Genomic DNA, 24713 nt, shown 5'->3' with positions numbered 1-24713 from the left:
TACAATGGGAGCTATCGGCTGGTCATCTGTTAAAAATTGGCGTTACAGACTTTGAAGGGTTAATTGTTTAGCATTGCGTTTATAGGAGTCCAAAAGATTTGGAAAGCATCAAAGAAAAAATTCTGGTTGTCGATGATGAAGCCAGCATCCGCCGAATTTTGGAAACCCGTCTGTCCATGATCGGCTACGACGTGGTCACCGCGGCTGATGGTGAAGAGGCCCTGGATACTTTCCGCCATGCCACTCCCGATCTCGTGGTGCTGGACGTGATGATGCCCAAACTTGACGGCTATGGCGTCTGTCAGGAGCTACGCAAGGAGTCCGATATTCCCATCATTATGCTAACGGCCCTGGGCGACGTTGCCGACCGGATTACCGGCCTGGAGCTAGGCGCTGACGATTACGTGGTCAAGCCCTTTTCTCCGAAGGAGCTAGAGGCGCGAATCCGCTCGGTTCTGCGCCGGGTAGAAAAAACCGGTAGTTCCGGTATCCCCAGTTCCGGCGTGATCACGATTAACAGTATTCGAATCGACACCAATAAGCGCCAGGTTTATAAAGGAGATGAGCGGATTCGGCTCACCGGCATGGAGTTTAGCCTGCTCGAGCTGCTGGTCAGCCGCTCGGGGGAGCCCTTCTCTCGGTCTGAAATCCTTCAGGAGGTCTGGGGCTATACGCCGGAGCGCCATGTCGATACGCGGGTAGTGGATGTTCACATTTCGCGGCTGCGAGCCAAGCTAGAGGACGATCCCAGCAACCCCGAGCTGATCCTAACGGCGCGCGGGACGGGCTACTTGTTCCAGCGAATCGTAGAGCCTGGCGAAGAGTAAGCCTGCGCTCTCAAGGCCAGGATAGCTGAGCGATGAACGGGCCATGGTTGGAGTCGGGGTCGGTCTTTGATAGAATTTCGTTAAAGTTTCTAAAGATTCAATTCGATGGAATCGACGCAAGCACGGATCGCAGTGGATGCGATGGGCGGCGATTATGCGCCTGCTGAAATTGTGGCTGGAGCCATCAGGGCCAAGGAGGAGCTGGGGGTCGAAATTTTGCTAGTCGGCGATCCGCAGCAGATTCGCGACTCGGCTCAGTCAGATAGCCTGCGGCAGTTAGAAATTGTGCCCGCTGAGGGCACGATTGAAATGCACGAAGAGCCGCTGAGTGCGCTGCGCCGTAAGCCTCAGGCCTCAATCAACGTATCGATGAATTTGGTCAAGCAGGGCCGAGCCGATGCGGTGGTTTCAGCGGGGCATTCAGGGGCGGCGATGGCCGCCGCGCTGCTGCGGTTGGGGCGACTCAAAGGCATTGACCGGCCTGCGATTGGCGCGGTTTTCCCCAGCGTCATTGCCGGTAAGCCGGTGCTGATTCTTGACGTGGGGGCCAACGTAGACTGTCGGCCTCGCTTTCTGGAGCAGTTTGCCCTGATGGGCAGCATCTATTCCCGCTATGTCCTTGGTCAAGACGATCCCAAAGTCGGTCTGCTGAATATTGGCGAAGAGCCTAGCAAGGGCAATGACGCCGCCGTACGGACCCACGAGGCGCTAGCCAACCAGTCCGCCTTTACCTTTGTCGGCAATGCGGAGGGGCGAGACATTCTGTCTGGCCAGTTTGACGTGATTGTCTGCGATGGCTTTGTCGGCAATGTGCTGCTCAAGTTTGCTGAGGCGGTAGGCGAGTCGGTGCTGCAAATTCTGCGGGAGGAGCTGCCTCAGGGGATTATGGGTAAGCTGGGCGTATCGCTGCTGCGCGGCAACCTGCGCCGGATTAAGCAGCGGGTGGACCACGCTGAACACGGCGGCGGACTGCTGCTCGGCGTCGCCGGGATTGCGGTGATCAGCCACGGCAGCTCTCAAGCGCCTTCTTTCTTTAGCGCTATCCGTTTGGCCAAGGAGGCGGTCGATCATCGCGTGTTAGACCAAATTCAGGCCCAGTATCAAAAAATTGCTGCCGCTGCCTTAGAGGGAGAATAGATGTTGCACCCTACAGGAAACGGCGTTGCCTTTATCGGCAGCGGTTCAGCTCGGCTGACGACGGCGCTGAGTAATGACGACCTCAGCCAAATTGTAGAGACTTCAGACGAGTGGATTGCGACCCGCACAGGGATTCGCCAGCGGCATATCGCTGGCCCGGCTGAGTCGCTCCAGTCTTTAGCGACGGCGGCAGCGCGGGGCGCGATCGCGATGGCTCAGCTCCAGCCTGCTGACATCGACCTAATTGTCTTAGCCACCTCCACACCTGACGACCTCTTCGGCTCGGCCTGCCAGATTCAAGCGGCGCTGGGGGCTCAGCGAGCGGTGGCCTTTGACCTAACGGCGGCCTGCTCGGGCTTTGTGTTTGCCACGGTGACAGCAGCCCAATTTTTGCGCAATGGCGTCTATCGCAACGCGGTCGTGATTGGGGCCGACCTGCTGACCCGCTGGGTAGACTGGGCCGATCGCCGCACCTGCGTGCTGTTTGGCGACGGGGCCGGGGCAGTTGTGCTCCAGGCGGCTGAACGCGATCGCCTGCTGGGCTTTGAGCTGTGCAGCGATGGCAGCATGAACGACTGCCTAACCCTGAGCTATCAGGGCGAATCGCAGCCATTAGCGGGAGAGCTAACGGTGCAAAAGGGTGGCTTTCAGCCGATTACGATGAACGGTCGTGAGGTCTATCGCTTTGCCGTCAACCGCGTCCCTGAGGTATTAGAAAAGTCGCTCTTTCATGCCGGTTTAGCGACTGAAGAGATTGACTGGCTGATCCTGCATCAGGCCAATCAGCGCATTCTCGACGCCGTGGCCAAGCGCCTGAAGCTGCCGCCCGAGCGAGTCGTCAGCAATATGGCCAAGCATGGTAACACTTCAGCAGCCTCGATTCCCCTGGCCCTGGATGAATGGGTGCGGGCTGGCAAAATTAAATCAGGCGACAAAATCGCTACCTCAGGGTTTGGAGCTGGACTGACCTGGGGCGCGGCCATTTTTGAATGGGGTTGACAGGGAGGGGAGTATGCTAGACGCTCTGACGGAGCAAAAGATTCCCAGGCTAGAGAGCGGCGATCGGCTTAGCCGACCTGAGTTTGAGCGACGATATCAGGCGATGCCTCAACTTAAAAAAGCCGAGCTGATTGAAGGAGTCGTCTACGTGCCCGCCGCCTTGAGGTTTCAAAGCCATGCGCAGCCCCACGGCAATCTGATGGGATGGCTGTGGACTTACAAAATTGTGACGCCGCAGGTTGAGCTTGGCGACAACCCCACCGTTCGGTTAGACCTGGATAATGCCCCTCAGCCAGACGCTGTTTTACTCATTGATCCGAAAGCTGGAGGGCAGGCTCAGATTAGCCCGGATGATTACATTGAGGGAGCTCCCGAGCTCGTCGTTGAGGTGGCTGCTAGCAGCAGCGCTATTGACCTACATGACAAAAAACGCGCCTATCTTCGCAACGGCGTCCAGGAATACCTAGTCTGGCAAATTTTTGAACGGCAGATTTCCTGGTTCGCACTGAAGGAAGGACGTTACGAGTCCCTGCCTGTGGAAGGGAGAATTATCAAAAGCCAGAAATTTCCAGGGCTTTGGCTGGCCGTAGACGCTCTGATTGCAGGGGAGATGGCCGATGTTCTGGCCGTATTACAGCAGGGCCTAGCCTCCGCAGAATATGCTGATTTTGCTGAGCAACTCCGCGCTTGAGCTTGGATTGCTGCATTTTTAAGCTGGCCAAAACATTGCTGCTCCATCCAACTTTCCGCTTCCCCTCGGGCTCATTTGCTGAGACAGTATAATGTGATCTCTAATACAACCGCGCAACGATGGCTAAAACGGCTTGGGTATTTCCTGGACAAGGCTCTCAGTCTATTGGTATGGGTACTGACTTAGCCGATATTGGCACAGCTCGGTTTAGCCAGGCCGAAGACATTTTAGGCTGGTCGGTTTTAGAAATCTGCGGCAGTGAGGACGATAAAGTTTCTAATACGCTCTATACCCAACCTTGCCTTTACGTAATCGAAAGCATTTTGGCCGACGCACTGAAAGCCAAGGGTGAGCGCCCGGCGGTTGTCGCTGGTCACAGCCTGGGAGAATATTCGGCCCTCTACACGGCGGAAGTATTTAGCTTTGCGGCGGGGCTGCGGCTGGTAAAGCGACGGGCTGAACTGATGGCACAGGCTGCTGAAGGATCGATGGCAGCGCTGATGGGATTCAAGCGGGAGGCGCTGGAGGCGGCTCTGGCTAATACTGCCGATGTCGTTTTGGCGAATGACAATAACGCTGGGCAGGTGGTTATTTCTGGCACAGCAGAAGCAGTCGAGGCAGCGATTCAGCAGGTAAAGGCCAGGCGAGCCACCCGGCTGAACGTCAGCGGAGCCTTTCACTCTCCGCTGATGGCCGGTGCGGCTCAGGAATTTGCCGATATTTTAAATGCGGTTGAGTTTAAAGATGCGATCGCGCCGGTCCTTTCCAACGTAGACCCAACCCCCAGCACCGATGCAGCTGAGCTGAAGCAGCGACTGACTCAGCAAATGACCGGCTCAGTACGCTGGCGCGAAATTTCCCTCAGCCTGCCTAAGCAAGGGATTGACACCGTGATTGAAGTGGGGCCAGGCGCAGTCTTAACCGGACTGATCAAGCGCACGGTAAAAGATTTAGAGCTGAAGCAAATCGAGTCGCTAGCACAGCTAGAGGCAGCTTATTCGTAATTCGTAGGGTGGGTTGAACCCAACCGCACCTGATTAGCTCAGGAATAGGGTTGTCAACCCACTGAAACCCAAGCACAATCAGGATTCCGATAAAATCTCATAGCTTTTAACTTCCAAGATAGGGCCGATCATCGACATCGACATCACATCTTTTCGTACCGCGCCTTCAATCTGCACCTTGAGCCCCTTTTTTTCTAGGCTAGCGGTATCGCCGTGGAGCTCATAGGTTTGGCCTTCATCGGTGACGACGGCCCAGGTGCCTGAGCCCATCTCCATCCATTGAATGGTGCCTTTGACAGTTGTAGTATCCATGCGGGTCTCCGTGAGAGGCTTGCTTTGACAAGCCTACAGCTATAGACCGTCGCTGGTCGCCACCCTTAGGGTGATAGCTGCGATCGCTAAGCACAGCACAACATTGACGCCGATGAAAGCCTGCGCGATCGCGTTTGCCCCAATCCACAGCACATAGGTTGACTCCAGCAGGCTAACTGATAAAAACGCGGCGACGCCGACTGCCAGACCCATGGAAAACCACCTGAGGGTGCGATGGCTAAGCAGCAGCAGCATTCCCGCCAGCGGAATCAGGCAGCTGGCAAAAACCGGATTGAGTCGCGGATCGCGCCACAGGGCGCTGCCCAGCTCGGGAATCGCGCTGCCGACCAGCCGCAGGGGCCAGTCGGGCAGATACATCACATGCAAGCCCTTGAAAATAAACAGGCCAATCGCTCCGAGGAAAATGCCGATTAGGTAGGCGTTGCCCTGCCAGGGGAAGCGCGCCATCCGGGTGAACAGCCAGGTAAAGGCCGCCGCGATCGCGCCCCGCAGGAGCAGATCTTTCCAGGGAATTGACTTCGCATCAAACCAGAACAGACTGCGCAAAAACTGCCACAGCTGGCCCCACCAGGGCAGCCGGACCGTCGCCATCTGGGCCGCTGCCGCCGCATCGAGCTTACCGGCGCCAAAGGCATTACTGCTGTCGCGGCCGACTTTCTGAGCAGAGTATTCCAGCACCGTTTCCACGGTCTCAGGTGCTTCAATCCCGATAGACTTGAGCACCGCTGCCACACCGGCCACGTGGGGGGCCGCCATGCTGGTACCCTGGAAGTATTTGAACTGGGCCTTACCGCTCAGCCGGTCAATGGTCTCTTGCAAAATGCCGCCCGATTCGCCTGCTAGGGTAGAGCCGCCGGGGGCAGCGATATCCACCCCGAGGCCGTAGTTGGAATAGGGCGCTTTTTTGCCGTCAGCGTCAAAGGCAGAAACGCCAATCACATGGCGATATTTGGCCGGATAGGATGCTGACTGACTGGACTCATTGCCCGCTGCGGCCACAATCACGACGCCTTTGCTGTGGGCATACTCGACCGCTTCCTGCATAAGCTCAGAAGCGCCGCCGCCACCTAAGCTCATATTGATTACATCGGCCCCATTATCGGCGGCAAAGCGGATCGCCTCGGTGATGTCGGCGACATTGCCGAAGCCTTGGGCGCTAAGCACCTTCAGCGGCATCAGATTGGCCTCGTAGGCAATCCCGGCGACGCCGTAGCCGTTATTGGTCGATTGGGCAATGGTGCCAGCGACGTGGGTGCCGTGACCGTTGTCATCGTCGGCCTGGTCGCGGTCGTTGACAAAGTCGTAGCCGGGGACAAAGTTGGTTTTCTGTAAGTCGGGGGTGCGGCTGATGCCGGTGTCGATCACGGCCACGGTGGCACCGCTACCCCGATTCTGCGCCCAGGCCCCTTCTACGTTAATGCTTTGCAGATTCCACTGCTTGGCATAGTCGGGGTCATCGGGCACGAACAGGCTCTGATAGATGTAGTTAGGCTCGATAAATTCAGTGAAGCGGGCTAGGTCAGAGTTCCGCAGGGCCTGGAGGATATCGCGATCGCCCTGAACTACATAGACGTGATCTGCTTCTGAGAATTCGCTATTCAGCGCCGGGCTGAGGTTAAACTGCTGAGCTAAATTCGCTAGCCGATCGTCAATCTGCCTGGTCAGGCCAGGGGCCTCGCGAAAATCTAAAATAATGGATTCAAATTCGGCCTGGTCGCTGTTCGCAAGATTGCTGCTGTAACCCGTCTGAAACCCTTCGTGAGCAGCGGCTACAGCGAAAAGGCCAATTAGAAAGAAGATCAGAAAGAGCCGCTTCATAGGTTTCTCAATGAGTATGATCTCTCGAATGGGTGATGCTATTTCCTTATAGGATACTGATTTGAATCGGTCTGTGTCAGGTGGAAGATTCACGGACAAATCGGTCGGTCTAACTTCGGGCCAGCCCAGGCTATGATGCAGGTACAGGATTCTTTGGTAGACCTGATGAATAAGCGATGGGTTTATGGCTTTTTGTGTGTCTTTTTATTACTCGCTTTGGGACTGAGTAGCTGTGCTGCCTCCGTCGAGCAGTCCCCGGGTTCAACAGCTGAAGTTCAGTCCGAGCCGGCTCAGACAGAGCTGCCAGAGGAGGTGCGAGAAACTGTACTGGGCGCGATCGCGGCTGACCAATCTCTCTCCCCAGCGTCATTAACCATACAGGATGCCCGTCCCAAATCCTGGCCCGATGCCTGTTTAGGGCTCGACAACGCCGATCAGGTCTGCGCTCAGATGATCACGCCTGGTTGGGAAGTCACCGTCACCGACGGCCAAGACGTTTGGACCTATCGAACCGATGAAACCGGCGAACAGGTTCGCCTCGCTTCTTAACCCCGAGCAAGATTTTTTCCTATGGCGCAACTGCGTGAACCACCGCTCAGTCTTGCCCTCTACCACCTGTTCAAATGGTCGGTGGTGAGCCCGATGCTACATACCTACTTTCGCGGACGGATTTACGGCGCAGGAAATGTCCCCCGCGAGGGGCCACTGCTAGTGGTTTCTAACCACGCCAGTGACTTTGACCCGCCGATTTTAGCGAGCTGCGTGCGGCGACCGGTGTCCTATATGGCGAAAGAAGAGCTGTTTCAGGTGCCCGTTCTGGGTCCAGCTATTCGCGCCTATGGCGCTTACCCGGTGAAACGGGGCTCGGCTGACCGCAGCGCCATTCGGGCTGCCCTACAGCAAATGGAAGCAGGCTGGGCCGTGGGCGTATTTCTTCAGGGCACCCGCACGATCGACGGTCGGATTCCTTCGCCCAAGCTCGGGGCGGCGCTGCTGGCGGCGAAGGCTCAGGTACCGCTGCTGCCGGTCAGCCTGTGGGGCACCGAGCGGATCTTGCCCAAGGGCGCGACGCTGCCCCGACCGCTGCCGGTGACGGTGCGCATCGGTGAGCCGCTGCCGCCGCCCCGGTCTTCTGGGAAGGACGAACTGAAATCATGCACTCAGCAATGCACCGACGCAATTCATGCCCTGCATGACCAGGGCCGCTGACCCGTTCGCGAAACTTTAGCCTGACCCGTCAGACGGCACGATAAGATGCCCTTACAGCGGGTGAATTCGTCATCCGTTTGTGTAGCCCCCTGATAGAACGGACGAATGACAGAGGATTTACGCTCAGAGCTGGCCGATATGGTCGGTCCCGCCAAATGGGAATGGCTCAAGCCCCACGTCCAGCGAGATGCAGTGGTGGTCGTGGATCAGCGGCTGGATTTAGTCGAGGTGGGAGTTGCGATCGCGACCGACGATGTTCAGTCCGTACAGCGCTGGATTGGCGAGCAGCTGATTATTAAACCAACGGCAGAGCAGCTGGCCTACTGGGGCGGCCATAGCGATAAGCGCTTTAGCTCGCTGATTGTGCAGCCTTACGTGCTGGTGCAAGATAGTTCAATGGCCGCTTAATCGTTCGTAAGGCTCCAGCGCTATGCCCCAGCCTCCAGCACAGGCATTTTGGGAACGACTCAACAATTTTGCTCTGCTGAGGTTTCTCCTCCTGTTTGCCTGCGGCTGGGCGGGTCTACAGCTGTTGGACTATTTCGAGATCGTCGTCGTGGTGTTTGCCTCTGCGACGGTTCTGGCCTTTTTGCTGAGCTATCCGGTGCGCTGGCTGCGGCGGTTTATGCCTCAAGGACCCGCGGTGCTAATCGTGTTTTTTATCGCGCTAGCGCTAATTGGGGGACTCTGTATTACCGTTGGAATTGCTGTCCTCTCCCAGGCCCAGCCGCTGACCGACAGTATCGCCGACTTTCTGAGCTCCCTGTCGCCCCGGATTGAACGGCTCGAATCGGTCCTCCAGCAGTGGGGTATCCAAGCCGACCTACAATCTCTCGGCGAAGAGCTGCGAACACAGGCCATGGGGCTGCTGGGCGCAGGATTTGGGCTGCTCCAGGCGCTGCTAGCCAACTTTCTCAACGCAATTTTAATTGCAGTCGTCGCTTTTTTTATGCTGTTGGACGGAGCCCGGATCTGGCAGTGGGTGCTCAAAGCGGTACCCGTCCACCGGCGGCGGCGGGTAACAGTCACCATTCAGAAAAACCTGCTGGGCTTTTTTTGGGGACGGCTGCTGCTGTCGATTTTCTTTGCCATTTCAACCTTTATTGTTTTCAGCCTGCTCCAGGTGCCCTATGCCCTGACCCTATCAGTCATTGCTGGACTGTTTGATCTGATTCCAGGCATTGGTGCAACCATCGGCATCAGTCTGATTGCGCTGCTGCTGCTGTCCCAAAGCGTGGTCGTTGCGATTCAGTCGCTGGTCATTTGTATTGCGCTCCAGCAGGTTGAGGAAAATTTGCTGATGCCGCGAATTATGCAAGATTCGCTCAACATTAACCCGGTAGTGATGTTCTTTGCGCTGATCGTCGGCGCAAGGGTCGCAGGCGTGCTGGGCGTTTTTCTGTCTATCCCCATTGCGGGAATCATAGTGAGTTTGCTAGAAATAGACGAAATGCGAGGCCACTGGCAGCCGCCTAAGAAAGGTGGCGCTGATGACACTGCAAATAACGAATTAAGAAATAACTAGGCTTTATCATCCAGCCAAAATAGAACAGAAGCACAAAGTCATGCAGAGCATACTTCAGAAATCATTTCAGCACTCTCCCAGAATCATAATGATTGTGAAACACGAAAAAGGACTTACACAAGAAAATAACCGTTCAGGAAACAAATTGGCTATGTAGTTAGAATAAATGCAGCAATATTTTTATAAGTTTCGAACCGCTGAAAAATTAGTCATTCTGAATCAAAATTGTAAATAATTTCTCCGTTTTTTATGATTAGCTTAGCGTTATACTCCTTTCTAAATTTCTTCTTCAGAATTTGTATATCGGTCGAGTTAATTGGACATCTCGTGCTTGCGATAAAGCAAAGTTTGACAACAGATTGGCAGTTACAAGAAAGTAAATCAATAGACCTAGCAATTTGCTTAACTGCATGCTTAACATCAGATCCTTTCAATTCCACATAGAGCTCTTTCTTATTTGGCAAAATAAGTAAATAGTCGCATCTTATTCCATTCTTTATAGCGCAACTATCAACCTGAATAACTTTAATTGAATTCCGCTTTGAATTACGTAGACGAAATTTGCTACGCTTATTTTTACTACCCGGATCGGAGACAACAATATCTGGGTCACTAGTAACTGTCTCACATCCCTGAAATTCCTTCATATATCGAGGTCAAGAAGTTGATCAAACTGAATGGCTAATTCATTAGATACCTGATCAATAATATTGGCATCTATCAACCCTGTATTGATATCAAGAATAGAATGAGAATAGCCATCAGAAAGCGAATATACAGTAAGTTCATTCGAAAGGATAAATCTTGATGAAGGAACAAGTTGAGATATTTTTTTTAATTCCTCCTCGTTTGAATCATTAGCTAAAAATCCTGCTTGCAATAGGTTATTAAATGCAGTGAGAATATAAGGACTGTGCGTTGTAATTAAGAATTGAAGGCTATCCTTTCGAGAATTATAAACTGTAGAGATTAGTTCTACCATATCTCTCTGAGCTGCTGGAAATATATGCGCCTCTGGCTCTTCGATATATATTGAATTTCCACCTACCTTTGGCTTCATAAATGCAATTGTTCCCAAGATGATAGCTAGTGGCAATGTCTCCTGCTGTCCAGACGAAGAGTTAGCAATATTTATCTTCCTACCTTCATCCATTTCAAGGTAATCTTCCCCATCTTCCTTCAAATATTTCCCGCACAGGATTTTTTTGTTTAAAAGAGCTATTTCATCATTCAACTGCTTATCATTTATACTTCTTCGTAGCCTGCTCAACCTGACGGGATTCTTCATTCTTTCGTAATAAGTTCCAAATTCAACTAAAAACGGATCAACGGCATTTTTCTCAGACAAAAAAGTAAATATGCTGCTTTTAAGATTTGCAAAAAAAGACCTGCCAGCAGGAATATACAGTTGCGAAAAAGTTGCAACTTTATTCAAACTTTCAGCTGCCTTATATAAAAAAGAGCGTTGTATATCATAAACAACGTCAAATCGAGATAGCATACTGGCTTGCAGATCTTGCTCAGCAAATTTTTCGCTTTGCTTTTGAATGAGACTTTTTAACTCGGCAAATTCGTTCTTGTAGAAATCAGAATAACTTAAAACTATTTCTGACGAACTTTTTTTCGCCCTTTGCTTTCTATGAATTTCGATGAAATCTTGGTTGACAGAGTAACGAATTCTAAAATTCTTATTTCCCCACGAAGATGAAGGAAAGTATTCTTCGAATTTTCCTTTAAAACTTTTATCTAAATCCCTCTTGCTTTTTGATTTATCTGCTGAATTTATGAGTTCTGATATAAAGCTTTTAAAGTAAAATAGAAGCTTCGCTACGATGCTTTTTCCACTTGCTTGAGGCCCAATCAGGATATTAATTTGTTTTACTTCTAAAGTAATATATTTGATTCCAACAAAGTCTCTTATTTCAATTTTTTCCATAATTAGTAAGCTCTTTTATGTATTAGTTTGTAGGCAAATCTCATGTCAGCTTTTATTAAGACTTCGGGCTCACAATTGCTCTATGTTTTTTATAATTTTAATCACAGTTTCAGTCGAAAACCTAGAAGAGTTGGTTAATTTTGGTTGCTCTTCAAAAGATAAATAATGAGTAGAAATGCTAAATATAAGTCAATTTATAATTTCCATTATTAAGAACCGTTGGTAACTCAAAAAATAATGTAAACCTTGATAATTCAAAAGTTTCGCGAATTCCGATCTTTAGTTTCGTGAATTCCGATCTTGTCAAGTAGGCAGAAATGCTTAATCGTTTCTGGGAAGAGCTTTCGGATGTGCATATCTCATTTTTGGCTGGCAAAGCTAAAACGCCTTATACAGTTTAGACTCTGCTTACTATGCTACTACAAAGCTATATGCAGTTGAGGGGTCCGCTGTTAAGTTTCACGGCTATAAGGTTTATGTTGTCCTAATAGTACTTCAAGTCGAAATGTTTGACGTGCTGTCTTTTGACAGGGACGAAAAAACCCTGCAAGCTGAAAGTCGAATCCTTTAACAAGACTGGAGAACGACGGTGAAGCTAATTTTATCTGTTCTGGCGCTGATTGGGGCCTTGTTTCTGCTTCCTGCTGCGGCGCTGGCTGACGGGGCTGACGGGGCGCAGGTTTTCAGCAGTAACTGTGCTTCCTGCCATATGGGAGGTGGCAACGTGGTCAATCGATCTAAAACTCTCAAGCAAGAAACGCTAGAGCAGTACGATATGGCCTCGTTAGAAGCGATTACCTACCAGGTGATTCACGGCAAAAATGCGATGCCTTCTTTTCTAGGTCGCCTCAGCCAGGACCAGATTGAGGCGGTAGCTGCCTACGTTCTAGACCAGGCTGGTAGCGGCTGGTAGCGGTAACTGATGCCAGGACTGCTGTAAACACTTGAGCTAATCTCATGCAATTTATTCTCAAATTTTGCTTTAGCTTCGCGATGATGCTGGCTATGCTTTCTATCGCTCTACCCGCGCAGGCGGCAAATCAGGCTGCGTCAGTGCAGACGGCGCAGCCTATGCCTCAGGCTGCTGAGCTGAAACATGAAACGGTCGCAGCGAACAGTAACCGCTGCCTGGCCCTATTGCATGTCGAAGATTATCAGGCCGCGATCGCAGCTTGCACCCAGGCCCTTCAGCTAGACCCACAGGCCGCTGAAGCTCGCCTCAATCGGGGCCTTGCCTATTACCGGCAGGCGCATTTTCGGGCCGCGATCGCGGATTACAATCGCCTGCTTGCGATTCAGCCCGATGACTTCCGGGCCTACTACAATCGCGGCCTAGCAGAGCTGGCTCTGGAGCGCTATCAGGTTTCACTGGCAGATTTCAATCAGGCCCTCCAGTCCGATTTGCCTACCCCAGCGGAGGCTGAGGTGCTGATGGAGCGGGGGCTGGCCTACCTGATGCTGGAGCGGGTGGAAAGCGCGATCGCCGATTTTACCCAGGCCATTCAAACGGATCAAACGCTGGAGCGGGCCTATTACAATCGAGCCTGTGCCTATCACCAGCGGGGAGATAGCTGGGCCGCCCTGGCCGACTTTGACCGGGTGCTGGCTCTAGTGCCTAGCGATCCGCAAGCTCACTTCAGCCGGGGCCGTCTGCGCCAGCAGCTGGGAGACCCCAGGGGCGCAATGCAAGACCTGCGGCAGGCCGCCCAGACCTTCCAGCGCCAGGGTCAGATGATGGCCTATGAAGCGGTCAGGCAGTGGATTAGCCACATTCAGTCTCACCAAACCGCAATCGGCTAGCGGCCCCGGGTATCAATCCCGGATATCAGTTCTCTACCACCAGCGCAGCGCCCAACGCGATCGCGTCGGCTCGATCGGGTCATCGGCGGCGGGCCATTCCATCGGCTTGTAGGTGCCAAACACGTGGTCCCACCAGTCTACGGCTAGGCCAAAGTTGTAGTGCCACTGGCCGTATTTGTGGTGAATGTAGTGGACGGGCATCTTCATCCAAAAGCAGCGGCGGGGGTTTTCGTGCTGGAGCTGGTGAGCGTAGGCCGAAAAGGCGGCATAGACTACCGCGCCCAGCGCCCAGCCTAGCCCGGCTTCGAGCGAAAAGAAGAACGGAATTGCCATAATCACCAGGCTACCCTGAATGTAGTCTCTAAACTCCCACAGGACGCCCTGGCCCTCATTACGGCGATGATGATCGCGGTGCTTCTGGCCAATCCGCGCAGAGGCATGCATCAGCCGATGCAGCCAGTATTCCACCAGGCTAGCCAAGACAAATGCAGCGATAAAGCAGACTCCCGCGAGCATGTTTCCTCCTCAAACCAATTCCTAGATTGCTCTAGTAAACTCTAGCATCGTAAATAATTTTGTCTAAAATAGCTCACCATATAGTGTTTCCCGTTTGGCTAGAGTTGAGCTCATGTCCCACCCTCTGCTTTCCCTAGTCGCGATCGGGGCTCGCTGGCAGCAGCGGGCGTTTCTGCGTAAGCTGCCCCAGTCGATCCAGCGACAGGAGCAGTTTTTGCGTTCGCTGCTCAGCCATCATCAGTCCACTGAGCTGGGCCAGGCGCTACAGCTGGCGCATATTTCCAGCATTGATCAGTTCCGTCAGGACGTACCAATTGGGTCCTATAGCAGCTATCAGCCCTACTTCGAGCGAGCTGCCACCGGCGCGCAAAATGTCGTATCGCCCGAGCCGCTGATCCATCTCAACCTCAGCAGCGGCTCCACCGGACAGCAAAAGCTCATCCCGATTACCCAGCGAGCCCAGCGCCAGCGGGCCTATGCGAACCAAGTCGCCATGGGGTTTGCCTTTGAGCAGGTGCGCCAGCGACGGCTGCCCCTCGGTCCGGTGTTGGCGACTACCGCCGCCCAGCCGCTGGGCCAGACCAGCGGCGGCATTCCCTATGGCCACGTCAGCGGCAATCAGCTGCGGGCCAGCCGTTCTCTCCTATTCAACCGGATCTTTGCTCAGCCCTTCGAAGCGCTGCTGATTGCCAACAGCCTGGCTCGCAACTATCTCTGTCTGCTCTTTGCCTTGCAAAATCCTGATCTGGCCGTGATTGCGGCAAATTTTCCGCTGATTGCCCTCCAGCTCTGTCAGATTTTAGAAAAACATGCGGAGTCGCTGATTGAGGATTTGGAAATCGGTGAGATTGCCGACTGGATTAAGCTCGAACCCGAAATGCGGCGTTCGCTGGGGCGCAGATTTAAGCCTACGCCCCACCGGGCCAAGCAGCTGCGGCAGATTCTGCGATCTCAGGGCAGGCTGCTGCCGCGATTTGCCTGGCCCCACCTAGCCTTTTTGGTGACGGCTAAAGGCGGCCCATCCAATTTTTACTTTGAGCAATTTGCCGAATACTTTGGAGAGGTGCCTATCTTCGGGGGGACCTATGCCGCTTCTGAAGCCGTATTCGGATCGCATTGGAACTTTAATACCGACGGCACTCTGCTCGCAATTGAGAGTAACTTCTATGAATTTGTCCCAGCAGACCAGTGGGACATCTCCCAGCCTAAAACGCTACTGCCTCACGAGGTGACGGTCGGAGAACTCTATCGAATTTTGATTACCAACTATTCGGGATTTTATCGATACGATGTGGGCGACGTGGTAGAGGTCACTGGCTTTCGGGGCAACGTGCCGCTGATTGCCTTCCGCTATCGTCGAGGCGGCACCCTTTCGGCCATCAGTGAAAAAACTACCGAGTATCACGCGGTGCAGGTGATGACAGCGCTACAGGCAAAATTCTCACTCCCGGTCGAAGATTTTTGCATCACCCTCTCTCAGGAGATGCTTTTGCCTTACTACATTTTGAATATTGAGCTAGCCGGTGACCTTGAAGCAGCCGAGGCAGCAGCAGTGCTGCAAGCATTCGACCAGCAACTTGGTGTAGTCAACTCGTCCTACCGGCTGAAGCGAGAGAACCACGATATTGCAGCGCCCCAGCTGAATGTCTTAAAGCCGGGCAGCTTTTACCAGCTCCGCCAAAATCAGCTCGCCGCCGGGCAAGGCGATGATACCCAGGTTAAGCTGCCCCACATCAGCCGCGATCGCGCTCTGCTCTCAGAAACCCAGATAATCTGGCAGCTGAGATTATAACCCCATCACTCTTGACCCCATCACTCCATCACTCTTGACCCCATCACTCTTCCACCCTCCACCCTCTACCCATCCCCTCCCATGGTCTCCCTCGCCCGCAAAAACCTCCTCAAGGATCTCCCCCGCTTCCTGGTCGCCCAGGCCGGAATCATGTTTGCGGTCAGTCTGGTAACCATTCAAACCGGCATTCTAAGAGGCTTTACCGAATCGACCACCCTGCTGATCGAAGACTCCGCCACCGATATCTGGGTGACCTCAGAAAACTTTGTCAACTTTGAGCTGACGGAGCCCATTCCCTATCTGGAGCTAGCCCAGGCGCGGCAGGTCGAGGGCGTGCGGCGAGCAGAAGCGCTGCTGATTGGCTCGGGGCGGTGGTATTCGGACGAGGGAAAACTGACGACCCTGCGGATTTTTGGCTTCGACCCGGAAGGGCAACTCTTTCGACCGGGAGAGGTTTCAGCAGCCAGCTTGGAAGCTCTCAACCAGCCTTATACTGCCATTATCGACCAGTCCAACCAGCGGGCCTTCGGCATTGACCAGGTTGGCGATACAGCGAGAATACGCTCGCTGCCGGTAGAAGTAGTCAGCATTACGGAAGAAACCCAGTCACTGGTATCGAGTAAGTTCGTCTTTGCTTCTTTAAAGAATGCCAATGCCTATGTGAATGCGGGATTCTCAGCCGAGCTCACCTGCCAGTTGGGGGACAATGGCCTGAACTGCCAGAACGCCTACGAGCGAGCACCAGAGACCGGGGCCGAAGCCCTTCCTGCGCCGGGGCCGCTAGAGGCCGATGTCCCGATTACCTATATCCTAATTCGAGCCGAGCCTGGGACTGATATTCCAGCTCTGAAGCAGCGCTTGGAAGATACTATTACCGGAACCCGGGCCCTAACTCAGGCAGAGCTGGTTGAGGAGACCCGAGCCTACTGGCAGGAGCGAACAGGAATTGGGTTTATTCTAGGACTGGGGGCGGTCGTCGGCATATTAGTGGGAATTGTAATCGTCGCCCAAATTCTCTACACCTCAGTCTCTGAGCACCTCAAAGAGTTCGGTACGCTCAAAGCGATGGGCGCACCCGATCGGATGATCTACGGCGTGATTGTCGAACAGGCGCTGTGGATGGCTGTAATAGGTTATATTCCTGGAATTTCGCTCTGCTGGGGGCTGTCCACCTGGACGCTGGCGAGCCAGGGCATCATTATTCTGATTACGCCTGTCTCAGCCGCCGGTGTCTTCGGCATCACCGTGGCGATGTGCCTGGGTTCGGCCTTTTTTGCCATTCAAAAGGTGACCCGGGTCGATCCGGGGATTGTATTCAAAGCATGACCGCACCGCGCAGCCAGTTCAGAAATCAGCATTCTCAGTAGGGGTGAACCCAGACTGAGGCGGTATAGTCTAGAAAGTTATCCGGCAGGTAGTCAGCTAGATTGGGGCTATAGTGACAAAACCGAGTGCTTACAAGGCAGAAGTGCCATTGTTGAGTCCAGATTTAGCAGGGAAGCCAGTGGCAGAGGCCGCGATCGCGGCCAAAGCGGTGGAGATGGTTTTCCGCACCGGTTCGGTCGAAACCCGCGTGCTTAAGGGCATCGATCTGACCGTATCAGCGGGTGAAATTCGGCTACTGATGGGGCCGTCGGGCTCGGGAAAAACTACGCTGCTGTCAATTCTAGCGGGCATCCTGACGCCGACGGGGGGGCGGGTAAACCTGCTAGGACAAGAAATTACGGGCCTCTCGCGCCGTCAGCTGGCTCGCTTTCGGCGACGCCACATTGGCTTTATCTTCCAAGACTTCAACCTATTCCCAGCCCTAACCGCCGCCGAAAATATCGAGCTAGCGTTGAAAATTAAGCAGCGCTCGACTGCCGAAGCGAAACGCCTAGCGGCTGAGTACCTGGAACAGGTCGGCCTCGCCGATCGCGCCCGGCATTTGCCTAAGGATCTGTCCGGTGGCCAAAAGCAGCGAGTCGCAATCGCCCGCGCCCTGGCCGGCAGCCCTAAAATTCTGATGGCTGATGAACCGACTGCGGCACTGGATTCAAAAACCGGACAGACCGTCGTGGCGCTAATCCAGAATTTAGCTAAAGAAAAGGGCTGTACCGTTCTGATGGTGACCCACGATCCGCGCATTACCGACGCCGCCGATCGGATTACTCACTTAGAAGATGGGCTGATCAGTCATTCATCGAGCTGGCAGACGCGAGAGGTAGGAGGTAATGGGGTGATCGGGTGATGGCATTTTACCGATTGACGACCTGCTGCGATGCTTTTTGATAGACTTCTACCCGGTCGTTTGTCCGAGACATTTCCTGCTTGATTTTGACGAATTCAGTGGACAGACGCTCGACATCAGTAGATAGACGCTCTAAGAGCGATTCAATCCGATCCGACTGGCTGGATTCCAATTGAGCCATAGATTTGGCTACGAGAAGAATGCTTCCAGCATACCAAAGCCTCGACTCAAGCCTGCTGCTCCATGGCTTCTACAATATCTCGCAGCATCTCCTCGACCGGCTGCGGCTGCCAACCTAGCTGCTTCAGCTTATCGGCCTTGACCCGCACGCAGCGGTCGTAGATGTAGTGCACCCGTTCGCGGCTCAGGGGTGGATTCCAGCCCAAGACGCGGCCAATCGGGTCGAGCAGGTTGCCCAGCAGCCGCACCAGCAGCCGGGGCGGTTCGCCAGGCACGGGAATCCCCGTCTCCCGACTGAGAATCTCAAACATGCGGCGGGTCGAAAGTTCCCCAGCTGAAACAATGTAGTGTTCCCCGGCGGTTCCCTGCGACGCCGCCAGCAGCATGGCCTCAACCAGGTCATCGACATGGACGACGCCTGTGATCCGGTCGCCTCCGGGCCACAGCTTCAGCCGCCGCTGTAAAAACAGCCGCAGTACAGGGCCAAAGTGCGGGTCGTCGGCCCCCAAAATTCCGGCGGGCAGCAGGCTGACCGTCTCTAAGCCGTCGCCATTCGCCTGGTCTACCTGCTGCTGGGCCTGGAGCTTGGTGCGGTCGTAGGCAGAGGAAAAGGTAGTCTGCGATCGCCGATAGCTCTCATCGACAACTTGCCCTGCCGTATCGCCAAAAACGCCGATGGTGCTGCAATAGACCAGCCGCAGCGGGGTATCGCGCTGGGCAGCTTCGGCCTGGGCGGCGGCCAGCACCGCCTGCGTCCCCCCAACATTTACCCGCTCCATCTCGGCTTCATTCACGAGCCCAAGATCGACATAGGCCGCCACGTGGAAAATGACATCGACCCCCGCCATCGCTTCGGCGAGCACCTGCCGGTTAGTAATATCGCCGTAGACTAGGCGAGCTGAAGTCTGCTCCAAGCGAGCAAGCTGGCTCGACTTGCGGACCAGCGCGACGACCTGGTCTCCTCGACTTTCCAAGGCTTTGACCAGGTGAGAGCCGGTAAAGCCGCTGGCTCCCGTCACAAAAACTTTCATGGGGCTTAATCGAGCTTTTAAAAAGCTTTTTCGTAGATTCGGTAGGTCTTATCGATTGTAGCCGCCGCCGCCTCGATGATTCGGCGGGAGGGCATATTGTCTTCCCAAACCCAGGACAGCTCTGCCCGCCGGTAGGGCTTATGCTTTTGCCGACCGCCTTCCATGCCCAGATAGATCAAGGCTAGGGGCACCATCTTACGCCGATACTCTGGCAGCGAAGCAATTGCAATTACCCGACCCTGGTCAATCTGCCGACGGAACCAAAGGAACTTCAGCAGCCCCAGCCCGTTCAGCCGCCCGTTCACCCGCTTCAGCGGAATGTTGTAGTCCGGCAGGCCCATAAAAAAGCCCACCATCTGCTGCTGGTCTTCGGCAATGATAAACACATCCGGATCGATCAGCGACTGTAGCTCCTTTGCCTCGGCCATAAACTCGGCTTCAGTTCGCTCCGAAGAACTCCAGTTGTGGGCAAAGGTCTGGGTGAAGAGCTGGTAAAACGTACGGCAGTCCTGCTCGAAGCCTTCCCCCTGGGTGTGAATGGGTCGAAAGGTAATTCCGGCCTTGCGAGCCACCTGATAGGCCCGTTCAAACTTGGACGGCAGCGGTCGGTCTAGCGGAAAGCTATAGGCATAGGCATCTTTGGCCTTGTGCCAGCCCGCCTTTTCGATAAATTCTGGATAGTAGGGCGGATTGTAGGGCATCATCACCATCGGCGGTGAGTCGAAGCCGTCAATCAGGAAAAAGCAGCTATTGTGGGTCGAGAGGTCAATCGGGCCGCGGGCCAGCGTCATGCCGCGATCGCGCAGCCATCCCAGAGCGGTCTCAAACAGCGCCTCTGCGACCTCGAACTGCGGCATACATTCAAAAAAACCCACCAGCCCTACCGCCTGCTGCTCTCGATCGATCAGCCGCCGATTCACGGCGGCGACAATTCGGCCAACCGGCTCGCCCGCGGATACAGCAATAAACTGCTGGAGCTCGCCGTATTCGAAAAACGGATTGGTGGGTAAAAACTGCTTGGCAACGCTCTCAGTCAGCGGCGGCACCCAGTAGGGGTCGTCCTGATACACGCGCTTGGGCAGTGCTAGAAAAGCCTGCTGGTCAGCGGCAGTCGCCACCGGCCTGACGACAAACGGATGCACCATCGCCTAAGCCGTGTACTGCACGGCCGAGCCGCAGAGCTTCAGCCGAACGGCTGACATCGCGTCTACCAGCTGGTCAATCTCAGCCTGGGTATGGAGGGCGTTGGCGGTGATCCGCAGGCGCGGCTTGGCGATGAACCAGATCGGCGAAATCCAGATGCCAAATTCTTCCATCAGGCAGCGGGCGAAGGCCTTAGGGTCAATCTCAGGGGGCAAAATTACCGGCACCACATTGGTTTCCCCGATGGGGTCAAAGCCGTCGGCGACCAGGCGCGATCGCAGATAGCGCGTATTCGCCTGCAGCGTCTCCACCAGCTCGGGCTGCTGTCGCACCTGACGAATGCTCTCCAAGGCCGCGGCGGTCACTGACGGCGGCAGAGAAATTGTGCCAATAGAAGTCGGTGAAATATCTAAAAGGTCAATCAGCTCACGATTAGGCGCGCTGATGGCCGCACCAGCCGACCCGGCAAATTTAGAGAAGGTGGTCATAATCAGCGGCACCATGCCCCGATCGATCACCGACTGGGGCGTAATCCCAAAGTGATCGTAGATGCCCTCACCTTTAGCGCCGATGGCTCCGCTAGCGTGGGCTTCATCCATCAGTACGACGCTGCCCGGATAGGGTTCCATCGCGTCGAGCATCTGCGGCAGCGGCACGATATCGCCATCCATCGAAAATACTGCGTCAGAAACTACAATAATCCGATCGTCTGGGCGAGCATAGCGACGCAGCTTCCGGGACAGATCGTCCATATCGCAGTGGCGGTAAGCCTTCACTCGAACCTTAGGGCTATGGCTGAACATCTTGCCCGAGCGATTATTGGCATTGGCGATCGCCGACACGATGCAGCCATGGTTGAGAATATCAGTAAAAATTAGCGTCTCACGGGTATTCTCAAAATTGGGTAGGTTGATAGCCAAGTGGCAAAACCCATCGACGAATGCCTGCAGGGCCATCCAGGCATTGAGAAATAAATGGGTGTGAGGCAGATGCTTAAACGCTGAGATTTCCTGCTCGAGCTGGCGATGCAGGTCAATCCGACCGCTCAGGACCGAGCAGGAGCTATTCGAGGTGCCGTACTGAAGGATGGCCTCAATCGCAGATTGCTTCACCGCCTCAGACTGAGCTAGCCCCAAGACATCATTCGTACAGAAGGTCAAAACCTTGTGACGCTTGCCGGTAGAGGCTTCTTCTAGTTCGACTAGATTGCCCTGCTTATAGTGACAGACAAACTTGTCAGGATACAGCCCGCTGGCGTGAAGCTGCTGCACATAGTCATTAACGACGTCCACAATCGACTCCTTATCACCTAATACTGAAAATCACCTGATACTGAAAACCTAATCTGGGCAACTGGCCTGAGCAACTGGCCTGGGCAATTGGCTTTGGCCAAATAAAAATACGGCTATCCCCAATCACGATTGGTTCAAAGAACGTTCTGATTGTTGCACAAACTTTTCATACTGCCCTACCATTACCCGCTGAAGCGCAATAATTGCTGGGTTGACCTCAACATAACTGCGCTGGGGGTTAGCCTGATAGTTTTGCTGTTCGCTCTCCATCATTTCTACATCTTGGTGTAAAAATTTTAGGAAAATTCGATGCAGGATCAGCCGTTCTAAAGTGCTTTTGAAACGACCGCGCAGTAGGCGGCGCAGCGGCCGGGGCAGCGGTAGCCGCAAGAAAAGGAGTGAAAACGAGCGGGTACAGGCGGGTCCCACCGGGAGCCGCATCAGGTAGAGCGAGGAAACGTCCCCTAGCGCCGAGTGATAGTGGGGATATTGGTAGTGAATAGAGACGGTTCGCGTCGTCGTCTGCTCCTGCTGGCTGAGCCCTAGCAGCTTGGTCAGCTTACCCCGATAGGACACCTGATAGTCAGCATAGACATCGGCCTCGGTTTGTTTGAGATTGAGCAGCACTGGGTTAAACCAGCCCTGCAAATCTCTGTGTAAATAGCCATGGAAGACATCCATTGCATTTTCGTTGCAGATTGAAAAATGCGCCTGAAACTCTCCCGGAATCTTGACCAAAAACCATTCGTCTGCATCATATTCTGGCACCGCTGGAAGCGGTATCTCATGGGCCAGATCGACTTCCCCCGGAAAAATCCAAAGAATACCATAGCGTTCCTGAATTGGATAGCTGCGGGCCTTAACGCAGGGCAGCTTTTGCCCAGCTGGGAAATAGGGGATGTGGACGCAGGTTCCGCCCGGCTCAAACTCCCAGCCGTGATAAGGACAGGTGAGATGCTGTCCCTTCACCTCGCCCTTGTGGAGCTCAATTCCCTTATGCGGACAGCCATTTTCTAAAGCGTGAGCTTGTCCCTCCTGATCTCGGTAAAGCGCAATGCGCTGCTCCCAGACTTCTGCGGGGACGACCTGGCCCGGCTTGAGCTGGGCTGCCCAGTAGATGGGATACCAGCAGTTTGGGTTAATGCCAACGGCTCGAACCTGCCTATAGATAGGCTGACCCTTAAGGGCTATGGCTGATTGCATGAAATAGCTCAAATACGCCTAACAAAAAACTTGCAGTAAGCCTAGAAGACAATCCTGAGTTTTAACTGAATCCCTTCTATGAAAAGAGCGTCCAGACATTGCCTAGTCTGAAAAATCCTACCCTGGTCGAGATCTTACAGAGGAATATTAACATTTATTTACCGCTTGGGATTATAGTGCAAAAACGCTAGCTCTATTGTTTTGTCTGCCCAAGGTCGTTTCCCTAAAATTGTGCCAGTTTCTCAGACGTCCCCCGAACATGACCCCGAATATGACCCCAGACCAGGCCCACTAGTCGCTTCCTGGCCGCAGTTGCGCGTTCTGCTAGTGCTGCTCTTGGCAGGCGGCTTGTCGAGTGCAGTCGGTTCGGTCGTCGCCCCAGTTTTTCCCGATGTGATCGAACAGTTCAACGTCGATCCGCGCTGGGCTGGCCTATTAGTCAGCACGCATACCCTGACCATGGCGCTGGCTAGCCCTCTGCTGGGAATCTGGGCAAATCGAGTCGGCAGCCTGCGAATTTTAGTGCCCTCGCTGGTGGCCTATGCCTTGGTGGGAGCGGCTGGGGCGCTGTCCCAAGGATTTATCTCAATGCTGCTGACACGGGCATTGGTGGGAGTAGCCAGCGGCGGTATTGCGGCGGGGAGTATCGGTCTGCTGAGCCAGCTCTATACCGGAGAAGCGCGATCGCGAATCATGGGCTACGCCACCAGCGCCCTGGCCACAGCGACGATCATTTTTTCCCTGCTGGGCGGCTGGATCGGGCTCTACGACTGGCGCTACACCTTTGGCCTCTATGGGCTGAGCCTGCCGGTGGCGCTAGCGGCGCTGTGGACCCTGCCGCGCCGGGGCCAAAAGTCAGCCGATCTGCCCCAGACTCAGGGCCTGGCAAAGCGGGTCCGCCAGCCCGATATCTATCCGCTGTTTCTGGCGCTGGCTGCCGTCTCCGCGATTTTCTACGTGGTCGTGGTCTATGCACCACTCTATCTAAAGGCGGCAATCGGGGCGAGCTCTCTGTTTAATGGCATCGTGCTAGCGGCGCGATCGCTGGGAGCGGCTTTGATTTCTGCCCTTGGGGCTAGCCGTCTAGCCAAGACAGTAGGGGTGAATGGCGCGATCGCGATTGGCTTTTTATGCATGGCTCTATCGCTCGTAGCCATTCCCAACCTGGTGCATGAGCCGCTGATTTTGCTGTCGGCGCTGCTCTTCGGTATCGGTTTTGGACTGGTCATGCCCAACTTCTACAGCGCCCTAGCTGACCGCTCACCCGAAGCCCAGCGCGCCGGTATCGTCGCCATCGGCACCGGGGCAGCTTCCCTGGGCCAGTTCCTCTCACCCCTTTTATTCGGGCCAGTTTGGAAAGCGGCGGGCGGGGGAGTCTTTTACGGTGCGGCTGGGTTAGCTATCCTGGTGGGGATTCTAAACTGGCTGAAGCAGCGCCGGTAGGGTGAGTCTTGTGGGTCTACTATGTCCATTCGCAACGCGACGATTCAGCTTGTGCAAAAGGGGGCTATCCCACTGCTGCTAGCGATCGTCGCCGGACGCCAGCTGGTGCTAACTCAAACGGTGGGCCTGAGTCCCTGGCACGGCGGCGGCTTTGGGATGTTTGCGTCGATCGACCGAGACGAGTGGCGGCAGGTCGAGGCTGTGGCCACCGACTGCGAGGGTAAAACCATCACGATTACGCTCGAATCTCCTAGCGATTTGTTCAGTTCGCGATCGCTGATCTATTTGAGAACGGTGCCCGAGCTGCCCTTGCTCGCGACTGTCGCCCAGGCGTTGCTTCAGGCGGAGCTGCGACCCACCGAGCAGCCGGCAGTCTACTCTGCTCATATGGCTTCGACCTCTAACTCGACCTGTCTTCAGCAGGTGAGACTACAGGTTTGGCGACTGCGCCACCAGCGGCAGCCCAGCCTGATCTGGTACGAACCCATTTCTCCTCTGGTTGAGGCTCGACCGTAATGCCAGCGCTGCGTGAGCCTAGAGATTTTTTTAGACGCTGGTCTGGATTCGTTTCAGCCCTAATCAAACAGCCGCGACATCAGCTCAT

The 24713-nt window shown here is 54.4% G+C and carries 25 protein-coding genes; 16 read left to right on the top strand and 9 right to left on the bottom strand.

Annotation, left to right across the window (positions count from 1 at the left end; all coding sequences use genetic code 11):
* The first annotated feature begins 98 nt into the window (after positions 1-98).
* The 5 genes from rpaB (at position 99) to fabD (ending at position 4658) form a co-directional block, all read left to right on the top strand.
* Entirely contained in the window at positions 99-827 is a 729-nt protein-coding gene (rpaB, locus tag IQ241_RS02845) for a response regulator transcription factor RpaB (RefSeq protein WP_193904904.1), read from the top strand.
* A 105-nt stretch (positions 828-932) separates the two neighbouring features.
* Positions 933-1964 carry a phosphate acyltransferase PlsX gene (gene plsX, locus IQ241_RS02840; protein ID WP_193904903.1) on the top strand — a complete coding sequence of 344 codons (1032 nt, stop codon included), beginning with the start codon at positions 933-935 and terminating at the stop codon, positions 1962-1964.
* The gene (locus tag IQ241_RS02835) at positions 1965-2963 is read left to right on the top strand and encodes a beta-ketoacyl-ACP synthase III (RefSeq protein ID WP_193904902.1); all 999 of its coding nucleotides are present in this window, start codon (positions 1965-1967) and stop codon (positions 2961-2963) included. It abuts the gene before it with no gap.
* Between the two features lie 13 nt (positions 2964-2976).
* Positions 2977-3654 carry a Uma2 family endonuclease gene (locus tag IQ241_RS02830; RefSeq protein ID WP_193904901.1) on the top strand — a complete coding sequence of 226 codons (678 nt, stop codon included), beginning with the start codon at positions 2977-2979 and terminating at the stop codon, positions 3652-3654.
* Positions 3655-3773: 119 nt separating this feature from the next.
* Positions 3774-4658, top strand: a complete 885-nt coding sequence (gene fabD / locus IQ241_RS02825) for an ACP S-malonyltransferase (RefSeq protein WP_193904900.1) — start codon at positions 3774-3776, stop codon at positions 4656-4658.
* A gap of 78 nt (positions 4659-4736) precedes the next feature.
* On the opposite strand, the gene IQ241_RS02820 is transcribed toward fabD, so the two are convergent.
* Positions 4737-4970 carry a hypothetical protein gene (locus IQ241_RS02820; RefSeq protein ID WP_193904899.1) on the bottom strand — a complete coding sequence of 78 codons (234 nt, stop codon included), beginning with the start codon at positions 4968-4970 and terminating at the stop codon, positions 4737-4739.
* 39 nt (positions 4971-5009) lie between these two features.
* Positions 5010-6809, bottom strand: a complete 1800-nt coding sequence (locus IQ241_RS02815; protein WP_193904898.1) for a S8 family serine peptidase — start codon at positions 6807-6809, stop codon at positions 5010-5012.
* Between the two features lie 165 nt (positions 6810-6974).
* On the opposite strand from IQ241_RS02815, the gene IQ241_RS02810 reads away from it, so the two are divergent.
* The 4 genes from IQ241_RS02810 to IQ241_RS02795 all read left to right on the top strand — a co-directional run bounded on the left by IQ241_RS02810 (position 6975) and on the right by IQ241_RS02795 (position 9543).
* A complete protein-coding gene (locus IQ241_RS02810; RefSeq protein ID WP_193904897.1) occupies positions 6975-7358 on the top strand; it encodes a hypothetical protein in 384 nt (127 codons plus the stop codon).
* Between the two features lie 21 nt (positions 7359-7379).
* On the top strand, positions 7380-8018 hold the full coding sequence (locus tag IQ241_RS02805; RefSeq protein WP_193904896.1) for a lysophospholipid acyltransferase family protein: 639 nt from the start codon (positions 7380-7382) through the stop codon (positions 8016-8018).
* Positions 8019-8123: 105 nt separating this feature from the next.
* Positions 8124-8426, top strand: a complete 303-nt coding sequence (locus tag IQ241_RS02800; protein ID WP_193904895.1) for a DUF2288 domain-containing protein — start codon at positions 8124-8126, stop codon at positions 8424-8426.
* 22 nt (positions 8427-8448) lie between these two features.
* Positions 8449-9543, top strand: a complete 1095-nt coding sequence (locus IQ241_RS02795; RefSeq protein WP_193904894.1) for an AI-2E family transporter — start codon at positions 8449-8451, stop codon at positions 9541-9543.
* Between the two features lie 643 nt (positions 9544-10186).
* On the opposite strand, the gene IQ241_RS02790 is transcribed toward IQ241_RS02795, so the two are convergent.
* Positions 10187-11479, bottom strand: a complete 1293-nt coding sequence (locus tag IQ241_RS02790; RefSeq protein WP_228021313.1) for an AAA family ATPase — start codon at positions 11477-11479, stop codon at positions 10187-10189.
* A 589-nt stretch (positions 11480-12068) separates the two neighbouring features.
* Here IQ241_RS02790 and petJ point away from each other — a divergent pair.
* Both petJ and IQ241_RS02780 read left to right on the top strand, forming a co-directional pair.
* Entirely contained in the window at positions 12069-12392 is a 324-nt protein-coding gene (gene petJ, locus IQ241_RS02785; protein ID WP_193904893.1) for a cytochrome c6 PetJ, read from the top strand.
* Positions 12393-12436: 44 nt separating this feature from the next.
* Positions 12437-13279 (top strand): tetratricopeptide repeat protein, encoded by an 843-nt coding sequence (locus tag IQ241_RS02780; protein WP_193904892.1) that lies wholly within the window; start codon positions 12437-12439, stop codon positions 13277-13279.
* 33 nt (positions 13280-13312) lie between these two features.
* On the opposite strand, the gene IQ241_RS02775 is transcribed toward IQ241_RS02780, so the two are convergent.
* Positions 13313-13795: a sterol desaturase family protein gene (locus tag IQ241_RS02775; protein WP_193904891.1), complete on the bottom strand. Its 483-nt coding sequence runs from the start codon at positions 13793-13795 to the stop codon at positions 13313-13315.
* Positions 13796-13907: 112 nt separating this feature from the next.
* Here IQ241_RS02775 and IQ241_RS02770 point away from each other — a divergent pair, with 112 nt between their 5' ends.
* The 3 genes from IQ241_RS02770 to IQ241_RS02760 all read left to right on the top strand — a co-directional run bounded on the left by IQ241_RS02770 (position 13908) and on the right by IQ241_RS02760 (position 17817).
* Positions 13908-15587 carry a GH3 auxin-responsive promoter family protein gene (locus tag IQ241_RS02770; protein ID WP_193904890.1) on the top strand — a complete coding sequence of 560 codons (1680 nt, stop codon included), beginning with the start codon at positions 13908-13910 and terminating at the stop codon, positions 15585-15587.
* An 81-nt stretch (positions 15588-15668) separates the two neighbouring features.
* The gene (locus IQ241_RS02765) at positions 15669-16913 is read left to right on the top strand and encodes an FtsX-like permease family protein (RefSeq protein ID WP_193904889.1); all 1245 of its coding nucleotides are present in this window, start codon (positions 15669-15671) and stop codon (positions 16911-16913) included.
* A 214-nt stretch (positions 16914-17127) separates the two neighbouring features.
* Positions 17128-17817: an ABC transporter ATP-binding protein gene (locus IQ241_RS02760; RefSeq protein WP_193904970.1), complete on the top strand. Its 690-nt coding sequence runs from the start codon at positions 17128-17130 to the stop codon at positions 17815-17817.
* Positions 17818-17824: 7 nt separating this feature from the next.
* Here IQ241_RS02760 and IQ241_RS02755 read toward each other — a convergent pair whose 3' ends face one another.
* The 5 genes from IQ241_RS02755 to IQ241_RS02735 all read right to left on the bottom strand — a co-directional run bounded on the left by IQ241_RS02755 (position 17825) and on the right by IQ241_RS02735 (position 22666).
* The gene (locus IQ241_RS02755; protein ID WP_193904888.1) at positions 17825-17998 is read right to left on the bottom strand and encodes a hypothetical protein; all 174 of its coding nucleotides are present in this window, start codon (positions 17996-17998) and stop codon (positions 17825-17827) included.
* Positions 17999-18044: 46 nt separating this feature from the next.
* A complete protein-coding gene (locus tag IQ241_RS02750; protein WP_193904887.1) occupies positions 18045-19028 on the bottom strand; it encodes an NAD-dependent epimerase/dehydratase family protein in 984 nt (327 codons plus the stop codon).
* A gap of 17 nt (positions 19029-19045) precedes the next feature.
* Positions 19046-20173 carry a hypothetical protein gene (locus tag IQ241_RS02745; protein ID WP_193904886.1) on the bottom strand — a complete coding sequence of 376 codons (1128 nt, stop codon included), beginning with the start codon at positions 20171-20173 and terminating at the stop codon, positions 19046-19048.
* A 3-nt stretch (positions 20174-20176) separates the two neighbouring features.
* Positions 20177-21463: an aminotransferase class I/II-fold pyridoxal phosphate-dependent enzyme gene (locus IQ241_RS02740; RefSeq protein ID WP_193904885.1), complete on the bottom strand. Its 1287-nt coding sequence runs from the start codon at positions 21461-21463 to the stop codon at positions 20177-20179.
* A 123-nt stretch (positions 21464-21586) separates the two neighbouring features.
* Complete coding sequence (locus IQ241_RS02735) at positions 21587-22666, bottom strand: aromatic ring-hydroxylating oxygenase subunit alpha (protein WP_193904884.1); 1080 nt, start codon at positions 22664-22666, stop codon at positions 21587-21589.
* Positions 22667-22993: 327 nt separating this feature from the next.
* Here IQ241_RS02735 and IQ241_RS02730 point away from each other — a divergent pair, with 327 nt between their 5' ends.
* Positions 22994-24109, top strand: a complete 1116-nt coding sequence (locus IQ241_RS02730; protein WP_322743551.1) for an MFS transporter — start codon at positions 22994-22996, stop codon at positions 24107-24109.
* 21 nt (positions 24110-24130) lie between these two features.
* Positions 24131-24625: a hypothetical protein gene (locus tag IQ241_RS02725; RefSeq protein WP_193904883.1), complete on the top strand. Its 495-nt coding sequence runs from the start codon at positions 24131-24133 to the stop codon at positions 24623-24625.
* Positions 24626-24713 lie beyond the last annotated feature (88 nt).

Source organism: Vasconcelosia minhoensis LEGE 07310, from assembly GCF_015207255.1.
GTDB lineage: Bacteria > Cyanobacteriota > Cyanobacteriia > Phormidesmidales > Phormidesmidaceae > Vasconcelosia > Vasconcelosia minhoensis.
Note: the sequence above shows the minus strand (reverse complement) of the source record. Positions and strands in the feature narration are given on the sequence as shown.